This is a genomic window from Angustibacter speluncae (genome assembly GCF_054777815.1).
The window spans coordinates 1-13,121 of record NZ_BAAHAF010000154.1 but is presented as its reverse complement, the minus strand read 5'-3'; the positions used below and the strand labels follow the sequence as shown (position 1 = coordinate 13,121).

General features: G+C 74.5%; 14 protein-coding genes and 1 riboswitch. Of the genes, 11 read left to right on the top strand and 3 right to left on the bottom strand.

What is annotated here, in order from left to right; translation table 11 throughout:
• The 11 genes from ACYVKY_RS17280 to gcvP all read left to right on the top strand — a co-directional run.
• Nucleotides 1–1,179 (top strand): YncE family protein (locus ACYVKY_RS17280; RefSeq protein WP_460436222.1); only part of this gene is annotated, 1,179 nt, incomplete at its 5' end.
• A gap of 47 nt (nucleotides 1,180–1,226) precedes the next feature.
• A complete protein-coding gene (locus ACYVKY_RS17275; RefSeq protein ID WP_460436221.1) occupies nucleotides 1,227–1,814 on the top strand; it encodes a CDP-alcohol phosphatidyltransferase family protein in 588 nt (195 codons plus the stop codon).
• Nucleotides 1,811–2,698: a DUF881 domain-containing protein gene (locus ACYVKY_RS17270; protein WP_460436220.1), complete on the top strand. Its 888-nt coding sequence runs from the start codon at nucleotides 1,811–1,813 to the stop codon at nucleotides 2,696–2,698. The genes ACYVKY_RS17275 and ACYVKY_RS17270 overlap by 4 nt, the downstream gene beginning before the upstream one ends.
• Nucleotides 2,695–3,027 (top strand): small basic family protein, encoded by a 333-nt coding sequence (locus ACYVKY_RS17265; RefSeq protein WP_460436219.1) that lies wholly within the window; start codon nucleotides 2,695–2,697, stop codon nucleotides 3,025–3,027. The genes ACYVKY_RS17270 and ACYVKY_RS17265 overlap by 4 nt, the downstream gene beginning before the upstream one ends.
• Before the next feature lie 4 nt (nucleotides 3,028–3,031).
• Nucleotides 3,032–3,817 carry a DUF881 domain-containing protein gene (locus tag ACYVKY_RS17260; protein WP_460436218.1) on the top strand — a complete coding sequence of 262 codons (786 nt, stop codon included), beginning with the start codon at nucleotides 3,032–3,034 and terminating at the stop codon, nucleotides 3,815–3,817.
• A 43-nt stretch (nucleotides 3,818–3,860) separates the two neighbouring features.
• Complete coding sequence (gcvH, locus tag ACYVKY_RS17255; RefSeq protein WP_460436217.1) at nucleotides 3,861–4,253, top strand: glycine cleavage system protein H; 393 nt, start codon at nucleotides 3,861–3,863, stop codon at nucleotides 4,251–4,253.
• A gap of 124 nt (nucleotides 4,254–4,377) precedes the next feature.
• The gene (locus ACYVKY_RS17250; protein WP_460436216.1) at nucleotides 4,378–4,848 is read left to right on the top strand and encodes an FHA domain-containing protein; all 471 of its coding nucleotides are present in this window, start codon (nucleotides 4,378–4,380) and stop codon (nucleotides 4,846–4,848) included.
• A 40-nt stretch (nucleotides 4,849–4,888) separates the two neighbouring features.
• Nucleotides 4,889–5,617, top strand: coding sequence for a MerR family transcriptional regulator (ftsR, locus tag ACYVKY_RS17245; RefSeq protein ID WP_460436215.1), 729 nt, complete (start codon nucleotides 4,889–4,891; stop codon nucleotides 5,615–5,617).
• Nucleotides 5,618–5,707: 90 nt separating this feature from the next.
• Nucleotides 5,708–6,253 (top strand): bifunctional nuclease family protein, encoded by a 546-nt coding sequence (locus tag ACYVKY_RS17240; protein ID WP_460436214.1) that lies wholly within the window; start codon nucleotides 5,708–5,710, stop codon nucleotides 6,251–6,253.
• A gap of 166 nt (nucleotides 6,254–6,419) precedes the next feature.
• Nucleotides 6,420–7,001 (top strand): MerR family transcriptional regulator, encoded by a 582-nt coding sequence (locus ACYVKY_RS17235; RefSeq protein WP_460436213.1) that lies wholly within the window; start codon nucleotides 6,420–6,422, stop codon nucleotides 6,999–7,001.
• A 51-nt stretch (nucleotides 7,002–7,052) separates the two neighbouring features.
• A riboswitch (glycine riboswitch) is annotated at nucleotides 7,053–7,159 on the top strand.
• An 87-nt stretch (nucleotides 7,160–7,246) separates the two neighbouring features.
• The gene (gene gcvP, locus ACYVKY_RS17230; protein ID WP_460436212.1) at nucleotides 7,247–10,114 is read left to right on the top strand and encodes an aminomethyl-transferring glycine dehydrogenase; all 2,868 of its coding nucleotides are present in this window, start codon (nucleotides 7,247–7,249) and stop codon (nucleotides 10,112–10,114) included.
• Between the two features lie 422 nt (nucleotides 10,115–10,536).
• On the opposite strand, the gene ACYVKY_RS17225 is transcribed toward gcvP, so the two are convergent.
• The 3 genes from ACYVKY_RS17225 to ACYVKY_RS17215 all read right to left on the bottom strand — a co-directional run.
• Nucleotides 10,537–11,259, bottom strand: a complete 723-nt coding sequence (locus ACYVKY_RS17225; RefSeq protein ID WP_460436211.1) for an anti-sigma factor — start codon at nucleotides 11,257–11,259, stop codon at nucleotides 10,537–10,539.
• Complete coding sequence (locus ACYVKY_RS17220) at nucleotides 11,256–11,870, bottom strand: sigma-70 family RNA polymerase sigma factor (protein ID WP_460436210.1); 615 nt, start codon at nucleotides 11,868–11,870, stop codon at nucleotides 11,256–11,258. Before ACYVKY_RS17220 ends, ACYVKY_RS17225 begins: the two co-directional genes overlap by 4 nt.
• A 98-nt stretch (nucleotides 11,871–11,968) precedes the next feature.
• On the bottom strand, nucleotides 11,969–13,121 hold a 1,153-nt coding region (locus tag ACYVKY_RS17215; RefSeq protein ID WP_460436209.1), incomplete at its 5' end, for an SbcC/MukB-like Walker B domain-containing protein.

Genomic DNA, 13,121 nt, shown 5'->3' with positions numbered 1-13,121 from the left:
GCCGGCGACCCGCCCGTCGGCGACGGCGCCACCCCCGTCGCGGCCGCGTCCGACCCGGCTGCCGCGCCCGCCGCGCCGGCACCGACCGAGGACCCGGCGCCCGCGCTCGAGCCCGGCCCGTTGCGCGACCCCGTGCTGTCGGACCTGCCCAGCGACCAGCGCCGCTTCGACGAGGTCGACGAGCTGTCCGGCGACCTGACGCCGAAGTCGGTCGTCGCCTCGGGCCACGGCCTGGTGGTCGCGCAGAACATGATCTACACGCACACCGTCTCGGCCTTCAACAGCAACGGCAAGCTGCTGCAGACCATCGACGACGAGATCGTCCCGTCCGACTTCGGCTTCCCCGAGTGGGACGACGAGGTCGAGGGCGGACCCGTGGAGGCGGCCTTCTCGCGCGACGGCGGGCAGCTGTGGGTGTCGAACTACTCGATGTACGGGCCGGGCTTCGCCACGCCGGGCGACGACGACTGCACACCGCGGACGGGCGTCGACCCCAGCTTCCTGTACCGCATCGACACCACGACGCTCGAGATCGCCGACGCCGTGCTCGTCGGCGCCGTCCCGAAGTTCCTCGAGGTGACGCCGGACGGCCGGTACGTGCTGGTGACGAACTGGTGCACCTGGGACCTGTCGGTGGTCGACGCCGCCGCGGGCGAGGAGGTCGCGCGCGTGCCGATCGGGCGGTACCCGAGGGGCATCGCGATCTCGCCCGACTCCACCACCGCCTACGTCGCGGTGATGGGCGGCAGCGAGGTGGCCGTCGTCGACCTGGCGGCGGCCGTCGCCGGGGCCGGCGAGGACGCCGTCCGCACGTTCGAGGGCGTCGGCCGCGGTCCCCGCCACCTCAACCTGAGCCCGGACGGCCGCTGGCTGTTCGCGACGCTCAACAAGGACGGCGAGGTGGTGAAGATCGACACCGCCACCGGCGAGGTCGTCGGCGCCGTGCGCACCGGCGAGCAGCCGCGCAGCGCGGCGCTCTCGCCGGACGGCACGGCGCTGTTCGTCGTCAACTACGAGTCCGACACCGTGTCGCGCGTGCGCACGTCCGACCTCGAGGTGCTCGAGTCGGTGCCCGTCGACCACCACCCCATCGGCATCACCTACGACGCTCTGACGCAACGGATCTGGGTCGCCTCGTACGGGGGCACGCTCGCCGTCTTCGACGACGCCGCACCGTGACCCGCGGCTGGCCGTCGCGGTCGGCGCCCGCACGTAGGCTGGACGACGTGGCAGCCCCCGCGTCGACGGACATCTGGACCGTCCCGAACCTGATCAGCTTCGGGCGGCTGCTCCTGGTGCCGGTGTTCGCCTTCCTCATCGTCGCCGAGTACGACTACTGGGCGCTGGCGGTGCTCGCGGTGTCGGGCGTCACCGACTACCTCGACGGCTGGCTCGCGCGCCGCCTCGGCCAGGTCTCCGAGCTCGGCGCCAAGCTCGACCCGGCCGCCGACCGGCTGTACATCCTGTCGACGCTGCTCGGCCTGGCGTACCGCGACTTCATCCCGTGGTGGCTCGTGGGCGCCGTCGTCGCCCGCGACGTGATCCTGTTCGGGATGATCCCGTTCCTGAAGCGGCTCGGGCTCGAGGCGCTGCCCGTGCACTACCTGGGCAAGGCCGCCACCTTCAACCTGCTCTACGCGTTCCCGCTCATCCTGCTGGGCGAGGGCTCCGGCGCGATCGCCGACGTCGCCCGGCCGCTCGGGTGGGCGTTCGCCTGGTGGGGGATCGTCCTGTACTGGTGGGCCGGCGTGCTCTACGTCCGCCAGCTGCGCGGCCTGCTGCGCGCCGACGCGCGGCGCACGGTGCCCGCGTGAGCGCCCCCGTCCGCGACCCGGCGCCCGCGGGCACCGCCCGCCGCGCCGCCGACGCCTCCATGACGCTGCTCAAGGAGGTGATGGAGCGCCCGCTCGACCCGGGGTACCAGGCCGCGGCCGACGCCCGGGCCGGCCTGCCGGTGGTGCGGCGCCGTCGCCGGGTGCCGCTCACCGTGGCGCTCTCGCTGGTCGCCGGCCTGGTGCTGGTCACCGGCGTCGTCCAGCTGCGCGCCCCCGGGGCCGACGACACCGGCGCCGAGCTGCGCGAGCAGGTGACCGCCCGCACCGACGAGGTGGCGTCCCGCGAGGAGGCGATCGTCGCCCTCACCGACGAGGTCGCTGCGCTGCGCGACGCGCGGCTGGCCGGCGCCGACGACGACCTGCTCGAGCAGGTCGCGACCCTGGAGGCCGTGACGGGGGCGCGCTCGGTCACCGGTCCCGGCGCCGTCTACACCCTCGACAACTCGCTGCAGTACAAGAACCCGCCGCCCGGCGACACCCGGCCGCAGCAGGAGATCGACCTCGGGCGCGTGTACGACGTCGACCTGCAGCAGGTGACCAACGGGCTGTGGGCCGCCGGGGCCGAGGCGATCTCGGTCAACGGCCAGCGGCTGACCGCGACGTCGGCCATCCGCGGGGCGGGGGAGGCGATCCTGGTCGACCTGCGTCCGCTGGCGCCGCCCTACGAGGTGCAGGCGATCGGCGACCCGGCCCGGCTGCAGACCGCCTTCGCCACCTCCGCGGCCGGTCGCTACCTTTCCTCGCTGGAGCAGAACCACGGCATCCAGGTCACGGTGCGGGGCGCCGACGAGCTGACGCTGCCCGCGGCCGGGCGCCTGGGGCTGCGGTACGCCGCACCCGTCACCGAGGAGGAGGACCCGTGATCGCAGCGCTCGGGCTGGTGATCGGCATCGTGCTCGGGCTGGTCCTGCAGCCGACGGTGCCGCCGGAGCTGCAGCCGTACCTGCCGATCGCCGTCGTCGCCGCGCTCGACGCCGTCTTCGGCGGTCTGCGGGCGGTGCTCGACGGCATCTTCGACGACCGCGTCTTCGTGGTGTCGTTCCTCAGCAACGTCGTGGTCGCCGCGCTGGTGGTCTACCTCGGCGACCAGCTCGGCGTCGGCTCGCAGCTGTCGACCGGCGTGGTCGTCGTCCTCGGCATCCGGATCTTCTCCAACGCCGCCGCCATCCGGCGGCACGTGTTCAAGGCGTGAGCGCGTGAGCGGGCACGGCCGGCACTCGGCGGGTCCGGAGCAGGCCGAGCCCGGTCCGGACGCGGTCGAGCCGCGTCGCCGGCTCCTGCGCTCGCTGGTGCCGCGGGGCTCGCGGGGCGAGGTGCTCGCCGGGCTGCTGTGCGCCGTCCTCGGGTTCGCCCTGGTCGTGCAGGTCCGCCAGACCCAGGAGGCCGACCTCGGGTCGCTGCGCGACTCCGACCTGGTCCGCATCCTCGACGACCTCGGCGAGCGCAACGACCGGCTGGACGCCGAGGAGGCCGAGCTGTCCCGCGTCCGGGCCGAGCTCGAGTCGGGGACGTCGGCGCGGGCGGCCGCGCAGGAGGCGGCCCGGCGCCAGGTCGACGCGCTGGGCATCCTCGCGGGCACGGCCGCGGCTGAGGGGCCCGGCATCTCGGTGGTGCTCACCGACCCGGACCGCCGGCTGTCGGCGTCCGACCTGCTCGACGCCGTGCAGGAGCTGCGCGACTCCGGCGCCGAGGCCATGCAGGTCGGGGGAGTGCGGGTGGTCGCCTCGACCGCGTTCGTCGACACCGCCGAGGGCATCGAGGTCGACGGCACCCTGATCGAGCCTCCCTACGAGCTGCTCGTCATCGGCGACCCGCCCACGCTCGAGACGGCGATGGAGATCCCCGGCGGGGTGGTCGACTCGGTCACCTCGCGCGACGCGAAGGTGCGCACGACCCAGCGCGACCAGGTCGTCGTCGACGCGTTGCGGACGCCGCAGACGCCTCAGTACGCTCGCCCCGCCGAGCCGACCGCAACCCCCTGACGATCCAGCGCGCGAGCGACCCCCGCGCCCGGAAGGACACCCCTTGGCCGACTTCGAGTACCCCGCCCACCTGAAGTACACCCCCGAGCACGAGTGGGTGCAGACGACGGACGACCCGGCGGTGGTGCGCATCGGCATCACGTCCTACGCGCAGGACGCGCTCGGCGACATCGTGTTCGTGCAGCTGCCCGACACCGGCACCGACGTGACCGCCGGCGAGTCCTGCGGCGAGGTCGAGTCGACCAAGAGCGTGAGCGAGGTCTACGCGCCGCTCGCCGGTTCGGTCACGGCCCGCAACGAGGCGCTCGAGGCGAGCCCCGAGCTGGTGAACACTGACCCCTACGGCGAGGGCTGGATGTTCGAGGTGCGCCTCGACGACCCGTCGTCGGTCGACGCGCTGCTCGACGCCGACGGCTACGCCGACCAGGTCGGCTGACCCCGTCGCCCGGGCCGCCGGGAACCCGTGGTCTCACTCTCGCGTCGAGGGTTAGGGTGGGGCCCCGGTGACCGCCCGGGACGGGTGGACCGCCCCGGTGGCGACGACGGAAGGAGGTCGGCGGATGAGCGAGCAGGGTGACCGCGACGGTCGGGAGCAGGTGCGCAACCCCGACTCCACGATGACGCTGTCGGCCGTCGGGTCCGAGGTCGACCCGGACGCCGGAGGTCTCAGCACCGAGGAGCGCGCCGCGATCGGGGCGCTGCCGCCCGCGTCGGCGCTGCTGATCGTCCAGCGCGGCCCGGTGTCCGGCTCGCGCTTCCTCCTCGACGCCGACCGGGTGACCGCCGGCCGCCAGACCGACAGCGAGATCTTCCTCGACGACGTCACGGTCTCGCGCCGGCACGCGGAGTTCCTGCGCGAGGGCGACCGGTTCCGCGTCCGCGACGTCGGCAGCCTGAACGGCACCTACGTCAACCGCGAGCGGGTCGACGACGCCGTGCTGCAGCCGGGCGACGAGGTGCAGATCGGCAAGTTCCGCCTGGTCTTCCACCCGCACCACGAGCCGGCCGAGGGCGAGGGCGCCGCGCGGTGACCGGCTGCCTGCAGCGGTCCCGGACGGACGGGACCGGGCGGTGAGCGGCGCCGTCCAGCGCTCGACGCGCGCCCGCCGGCTGCTCAGCATCGGCGAGGTGCTGGCCGAGCTGCAGCCGGAGTTCAGCGACCTCACGCACTCCAAGCTGCGCTTCCTGGAGGACCGCGGCCTGGTCGAGCCCGAGCGCACCGCCGCCGGCTACCGCAAGTTCTCGCCGACCGACGTCGCCCGGCTCCGGCTGGTGCTCGAGCTGCAGCGCGACCACTACTGGCCGCTGAAGAAGATCGGCGAGTACCTCGACCAGCTCGACCGCGGCGTGGCGCCCGAGCTGCCCGGTGGGTCGCCGCGCCCGGCCCGGCTGCTGCCGCCCGCCGACGGCGAGGTCGACGGCCTGGCGCCGCCGACCCGCGCCCGGCTGCGCCGCGAGGAGCTGCTGCAGGCCGCCGGCATCGAGCCCGCGCTGCTGGAGAGCCTGGAGACGTACGGCCTGGTCGCCCTCGGCGACTCCGGCTACTACGACGCCGACGACCTCGAGGTGGCCCGGACGGCGGGCGAGCTCGCCGGGTACGGCATCGAGCCGCGCCACCTGCGCGCCTTCCGCACCGCCGCCGACCGCGAGGTCGGCCTGGTCGAGCAGGTCACCTCGCCCCTGCGCCACCACCGCGGCACCGGCTCCCACGCCCGCGCCGAGGAGGTCGCCCGCGAGGTCAGCGCGCTCTGTCTCCGGCTGCACTCCACCCTGGTGCGCGCAGCACTCGACCAGATCTGAGTCGCGTCCCTCGGCGGATCCGACTCGACCACGACCGAGCGAGCGCCAGCGAGCGAGCGCACGCAGACGGAGGAGGGTTAGGTTGGTCTCGTGCTGGAGCTGGAGGTCGTCGGGGTCCGGGTCGAGATGCCGTCGCGGACGCCGATCGTGCTGCTGCGGGAGAAGGACGGCGAGCGCTACCTGCCGATCTGGATCGGCTCGGCCGAGGCGAGCGCGATCGCGATGGCCCAGCAGGGTGTCGTGCCGCCGCGGCCGCTGACCCACGACCTGCTCGGCGAGGTCGTCACCGCCCTGGGCTACACCCTCGAGCAGGTGCGCATCGTCGACATGAAGGAGAACGTCTACTACGCCGAGCTGGCGTTCTCCGGCGGCGTGACCGTCGGGTCGCGCTCGTCCGACGCGATCGCCCTGGCGCTGCGCGTCGGCTGCCCCATCCTGGGCGCCGAGGCGGTGCTCGAGGCCGGCAGCGTGCCCGTCCCCGACGAGGACGAGGACGAGGTCGAGCGGTTCCGCGAGTTCCTCGACCAGGTGAGCGCGGAGGACTTCGAGCCCGGCGGCGAGCCGGGCACGGGCCTCGGGACGCCGCCCGACCCGGAGAGCGGGCCGCCCGGGTCCGGGGGTCAACCCTCGACCTGAGGTCAAGAGTTGGTCACGGTGCGCGACACGCCGCGTCGGGCGGGGCGCGCTCGTTGACCGGACCCCCTGCCGGCCGTACCGTCGACAGCGAACGTCCCCCGTGTAGTTCCAGCGCTGCAAGTGCCGGCCTCACGACCCCGGGGGACCACTGACCTGGAGGTTCGGCGTGAGCGGCACTCAGGACGCCACGGACTCGACGCGCCCGGTGCCCACCGCGGCGCAGGGCCTGCTGTTCACCGAGGACCTGCCGGTGCTCGACGAGGACATGGGCTACCGCGGTCCCACCGCGTGCCGTGCCGCGGGCATCACCTACCGCCAGCTCGACTACTGGGCGCGCACGGGGCTCGTCGAGCCCCAGGTCCGCGGCGCCAGCGGCTCCGGCTCGCAGCGGCTGTACAGCTTCCGCGACATCCTCGTGCTCAAGGTCGTCAAGCGGCTGCTCGACACCGGCGTCTCGCTGCAGCAGATCCGCATCGCGGTGACCGCGCTGCGCGAGCGCGGCGTCGAGGACCTCGCCCAGATCACGCTGATGAGCGACGGCGCCAGCGTCTACGAGTGCACCTCGGCCGACGAGGTCATCGACCTGGTCCAGGGCGGGCAGGGCGTGTTCGGCATCGCGGTCGGCCGCGTCTGGCGCGAGGTCGAGGGCACCCTGGCCGAGCTGCCAAGCGAGCGCGCCGACGGCGCCGAGGCCCCCGCGGCCGACGACGAGCTGTCCGCCCGTCGCGCGGCGCGCGCCACCGGCTGAGCCGCCTGACCGGACCCCGGCGCGTGCTGGGGTAGTCTCGACGGTGCCGTTCGACACCGTGCGGGAGAGTCCCCGCCGCCCCTGCACGCTGGGTGGGTCGGGGCGCCGAAGGGGCAAACTCCCCGGAACCTCTCAGGCGCCAGGACCGCACGGGACAGGCAGCTCTGGAGCCGCAGGTCGGTGACAGAGGGGGAGGCCGGTTCGTCCCGCGCACCCGCGGGGCCGACGCAGGGAGCCTCCACCGCATGACGCCGTCCACGCCGCACGTCGAGCACGCCCACCTCGCGCACGACTTCGCCGCCCGCCACATCGGCCCGGGCGAGGGCGAGGTCGCCCACATGCTCGAGCGGGTCGGGTACGACTCGCTCGACGCCCTCACCGAGGTGGCCGTCCCGCGCTCGATCGCGTGGACGCAGCGGCTCGAGCTGCCCGAGGCGGTCAGCGAGCCCGAGGTGCTGGCCCAGCTGCGCCAGATGGCCGACGCGAACACGGTCCGCCGCTCGATGATCGGCCTGGGCTACTTCGGCACCCACGTGCCCGGCGTGATCCAGCGCAACGTGCTCGAGAACCCGTCCTGGTACACCGCGTACACCCCGTACCAGCCCGAGATCAGCCAGGGCCGGCTCGAGGCGCTGCTGAACTTCCAGACGGCGGTGAGCGACCTCACCGGCATGGCCACCGCGAACGCCTCGATGCTGGACGAGGCGACCGCCGCCGCCGAGGCCGCGACGCTGATGCGTCGCGCCGCCCGCAAGCCCTCGGACGAGGCGGTGCTCGTCGTCGACACCGAGGTGCTGCCGCAGACGCTCGCCGTCGTCCGCACCCGGATGGAGGCGCTCGGTCTCGGCGTCGTCGTGCACGACACCTCGACCGGCCTGCCGGACGCCGAGCTGTTCGGCGTCCTGCTCCAGTACCCGGGCGCGACCGGCGTGGTGCGCGACCTCGCACCGGTCGCCGAGGCCGCGCACGCCCGCGACGCGCTGGTGACGGTCGCCGCCGACCTGCTGGCGCTCACGCTGCTGCGCGCCCCGGGCGAGATGGGCGCCGACGTCGCGGTCGGCACCTCGCAGCGGTTCGGCGTCCCGATGGGCTTCGGCGGCCCGCACGCCGGCTACATGGCGGTGCGTGCCGGTCTCGAGCGGTCGCTGCCCGGCCGTCTGGTCGGCGTCTCGGTCGACGCCGACGGCGCGCCGGCCTACCGGCTGGCCCTGCAGACCCGCGAGCAGCACATCCGCCGCGAGAAGGCGACGTCGAACATCTGCACCGCGCAGGTGCTGCTCGCCGTGATGGCGTCGATGTACGCCGTCTACCACGGGCCGTCGGGGCTGCGGGCGATCGCCGAGCGCGTGCACGAGCGGGCGGGCGAGCTGAACGGCCTGCTGGCCGGCGCCGGCGTCGAGGTCGTGCACCAGCGGTTCTTCGACACCCTGCTGGTGCGGGTGCCGGGCCGCGCCCGCGACCTGGTCGACGCCGCCCACGAGGCGGGCTACCTGCTGCGCCTCGTCGACGCCGACCACCTCTCGGTCTCGTGCGACGAGACCACGACCGAGGCCGACGTCCGCGCCGTCGCGGCCGTGGTCACCGGCCGCTCGTCCGAGGCGTCGGCCGGGTTCACCGGCGACGTCCTGGCCGACCTGGCCCGCACCTCCGACTACCTGACCCACCCCGTCTTCTCCGCGCACCAGTCCGAGACCGCGATGCTGCGCTACCTCAAGCGCCTCGCCGACAAGGACTACGCGCTCGACCGCGGCATGATCCCGCTCGGCTCGTGCACGATGAAGCTGAACGCCACCGCCGAGATGCAGGCGGTCACCTGGCCCGCGTTCAGCGACCTGCACCCGTTCGCGCCGGAGTCCGACACCGCCGGCTCCCGCGCGCTGGTGGCCGACCTCGAGGCGCGGCTGGTTGAGATCACCGGCTACGACGCGGTCTCGCTGCAGCCCAACGCCGGCTCCCAGGGCGAGCTCGCGGGGCTGCTCGCGATCCGCGCCTACCACCGCGCGAACGGCGACGAGTCGCGCGACGTCTGCCTGATCCCGGTGTCGGCGCACGGCACCAACGCTGCGTCCGCGGTGATGGCCGGCCTGCGCGTCGTCGCTGTGCAGACCGACGGGTTCGGCAACGTCGACACCACCGACCTCAAGGCCAAGGTCGAGCAGCACCGCGACAGCCTCGCCGCGATCATGGTCACCTACCCGTCCACCCACGGGGTGTTCGAGGAGTCGATCGCCGACGTCTGCGCGCTCGTGCACGACGCCGGCGGCCAGGTGTACGTCGACGGCGCCAACCTGAACGCCCTCGTCGGGCTCGCCAAGCCGGGGAAGTTCGGCGCGGACGTCTCGCACCTCAACCTGCACAAGACGTTCTGCATCCCGCACGGCGGCGGCGGCCCCGGCGTCGGACCGGTCGCGGTGCGCGAGCACCTCGCCCCGTTCCTGCCCTCGGTCGACACCTTCGCCACGGACGCGCCCGTCGGCCCGGTGTCGGCCGCGCCCTACGGCTCCGCCGGCATCCTGCCGATCTCGTGGGCCTACATCGCGATGATGGGTCCGGACGGTCTCAGGCGCGCCACCCAGGTCGCGGTGCTGTCGGCGAACTACGTCGCCGCCCGGCTCGGCGAGCACTTCCCGGTGCTCTACACCGGCCCGGGCGGGCTCGTCGCCCACGAGTGCATCCTCGACCTGCGGCCGATCACCAAGGCCACCGGCGTCACCGTCGACGACGTCGCCAAGCGGCTGATCGACTTCGGCTTCCACGCCCCGACCATGTCGTTCCCCGTCGCCGGCACCCTGATGGTCGAGCCGACCGAGTCCGAGGACCTCGGCGAGCTCGACCGGTTCTGCGACGCGATGATCGCCATCAAGGGCGAGATCGACCGGGTCGCCTCGGGGGAGTGGGACGCCACCACCTCGCCGCTGCGGAACGCCCCCCACACCGCCGCCACCCTCGTCGCCGACTGGGACCACCCCTACACCCGCGCCGAGGCCGTCTACCCCGGCGCCACCGACCCCGTCGGCAAGTACTGGCCGCCGGTGCGCCGCATCGACGGTGCGTACGGCGACCGCAACCTGGTGTGCTCCTGCCCGCCCGTCGAGGAGCTGGCCGAGCGGTGAGGTGCTCGCTCGTCTCGTCCGGTCCGGCTCGCCCCGGCGGCCGGACCGTCCGTTCGGCTGACTTCGTCTGACGCCTTCACGAACGGCCCGGCCACCGCGGCTCCCCTCGGCGTGCTGTCGGCACCCCACCCCTCCGCAACCCGTCGCCGGCGACCACGAGGCGGGAGAGCCCGAGAACCCCCGCCTCGGTCACAGGTGGTGGTGTGTCGACCCCACCGGGTCCTCGGCGTGGACGGGGTCGTGAGCCGGGCGCACCGGTGACCTGGTCGGCGGCGTCGCCGCCCGGGGAGTGTGCGGTGCCGGGGACAACACCGAGGCGTGGACGGGGGCCGCGGGGGTTTCGAAGACGTCAGACGAAGTCAGTCGAGAAAGCCCCGCGGCACCCGGACGCGCCGGACGAACCGGACCCGGACGACGGACGGTCAGGCGGAGGCGACGAAGAGCGGGTCGGACGTGGGGGCCTGGGAGCCGGCCTCGGGCTCGACGGTGACCGCCAGCGCCTGGCCGGGCTGGTAGCCCGTGGTCTCGCCCCAGTAGCCGCCGTCGCCGGTGGCACTGAGCATGCCGGCCGGGATCGGCGCGGCGTCCTCGCCGTCGGGGATCATCCAGAGCTGGTAGCCCTTGCCCTCCGGGGGCGCGGCCACGTCGGCGCCGAGCAGCACGACCCGGTCGCCGGAGACGACCATGGTCGCGTGGCCACCGGCGAGGTCGGCGTCGAGCACCTGGCGTCCGGGGTCGGTGAGCACGTCGGTCATCGCCTCGTTGGCGGCGGTGACCTGCGAGGCGTCCTCGCGGAACTGCCAGGCGGCGACGCCGGTGCCGAGGGTGAGCACGAGCAGACCGGCCGCGGCGACCGACAGCCAGCGGGCCGACCGCGCGGCACGGCGCCGTGCGGCGGGTACCACGACGGGCGGCACCTGGCGGGTCTCGCGGACGGCGGCCAGGACCGAGGCGCGCATCGCGGCGGGCGGCTCGACCGCCTCGGCCGAGCCGAGCAGGGCGGCCGTCTCGGTGAACGAACGCACCTCGGCGGAGGCCTCCGGGGAGGTGCGCAGCATCTCGCGCATCCGGGCGGCCTCGAGGTCGTCGACCGCGCCGAGCGCGTAGGCACCGGTGAGCATGTGCAGGTCCTGCTCCTCGCTCATGCCGTCACCCCCATCTCGTCCCGAAGTCTGATGAGTCCGTCCCGCAGCCGGGTCTTCACGGTGCCGAGCGGCACCCCGAGCAGCTCCGACACCTCCCGGTGCGTGTAACCGCCGTAGTAGGCGAGCTGCACCGCCTCGCGCTGCAGCTCGGTCAGCACGCGCAGCGCCCGGCGCACCTGCTGCACCTCGAGCCGGTGCTCGACCGCCTCTGCCACCTGGTCGAACTCGCGGTCCTGGCTGGCCTGGCCCACCCGCAGCTCGCGGTCGGTGGACGACTGGGCCGACCGGACGCGGTCGACGGCGCGCCGGTGCGCCATCGTCATGACGTAGCCCTTGACGCTGCCGCGCGTCGGGTCGAAGCGGGTGGCCTGGCGCCAGAGCTCGACCATGACCTCCTGGGCGACCTCCTGCGACTGTGCCGGGTCGCGCAGCACCCGCAGCACGAGGCCGTACACCGACGGCGAGAGCGCGTCGTACACCCGGGCGAAGGCGTCCTCGTCGCCGTGGGCGACCTTGCGCATCAGGTCGACGAGCACCTCGTCGGGAGACGGCGTCGGCGGTGCGGGGTCGCCGGCGGGCGACGCACCGCGGTTGCGGGAGAAGGGGACCACGTCTGCCACTGTCCCACGTCCCTCCCGTCGGTGCCTCGACCAGGCGCGGCGTCCGCCGCGCTCGACAGGTCTTCGGCGCCTGCCGCCCGGCGGATTGGTCAGCCGGCGCGGTGCACGGGGCGCACCGTGGAGCCCTGCTCGCCCCGCACCACCTGCAGCTGGGTGGGGATGCGGGTGCGCAGCTCGGGCAGGTGGGACACGACGCCGACGGCGCGCCCGCCCTCGCGCAGGCCGTCGAGGGAGGCGACGACCAGCTCGAGGGTGTCGTCGTCGAGGCTGCCGAAACCCTCGTCGACGAAGAGGGTCTCGATCGCGAGACCGCCCGACTCGGCCTGGACGACGTCGGCGAGACCGAGCGCGAGCGCGAGCGAGGCGAGGAACGACTCGCCGCCGGACAGGCTCGCGGTCTCGCGCTCCTGCCCGGTCCAGTGGTCGACGACGACGAGGCCGAGCCCGGACCGCCCGCCTCCCTTGCCGCGGGCGTCGCAGTGCCGCAGCTCGTAGCGTCCGGCGGTGGTGGCCTGGAGCCGTGCGGACGCCGCGGCGGCGACCTGCTCGAGCCGCGCCGCCAGCACGTAGGCCGACAGGCGCATCCGCAGGGCGTTGTCGGCAGAGGTGCCGAGGACGCAGCCCGCGAGCTCCTCGACCACCTGCGCCCGGGCCGACAGCGCGGTCAGGGTGCGCTCCTGCGCGGCGACCTCGTCGGCCAGGGCGTGCAGCGCGACGACGACGCCCTCGAGCAGCGTCAGCCGCGCGCTGGTGGTGCGCACGGCGGCCTCGGCCGCCGCGGCCCGCTCCCGCGTCGCCGCGTGCTCGGCGGCCCGGCCGGCCAGTGCGCGCTCGAGCCCGTCGAGGTCGGCGCCCGCCGCGAGCGCGAGGTGGTCGTCGGCGACCTGGTGCTCGACGTCGGCGGTCTCGCGGTCGTGGCGTTCCACCCGCTCCTGCGCGGCGACCCGGGACGCCGGCTCGAGCGTCGCGGCCGCTGCGGCGGCGAGGTCGGCGAAACCCGCCTCGGCGCAGGCGTCCTCGGCGTCGGCGCGGGCGTCGGCCACGACCTGCGCGACCGCCGGCAGGGCTCGCAGCAGGGTCAGGGCGTGCTCGATCGGCCCGACGAGCCGCGTCAGCCGGTCGACGCGCGCGGCGACCGACGCCTCGTCGCCGCGGGCGTCGGCGAGCCGGGCGTCGAGGTCGTCGTGGCGGGTGCCCACGCGGGTGAGTCGCTCACCGGCGGCGGCGACCCGCTCGGCCAGC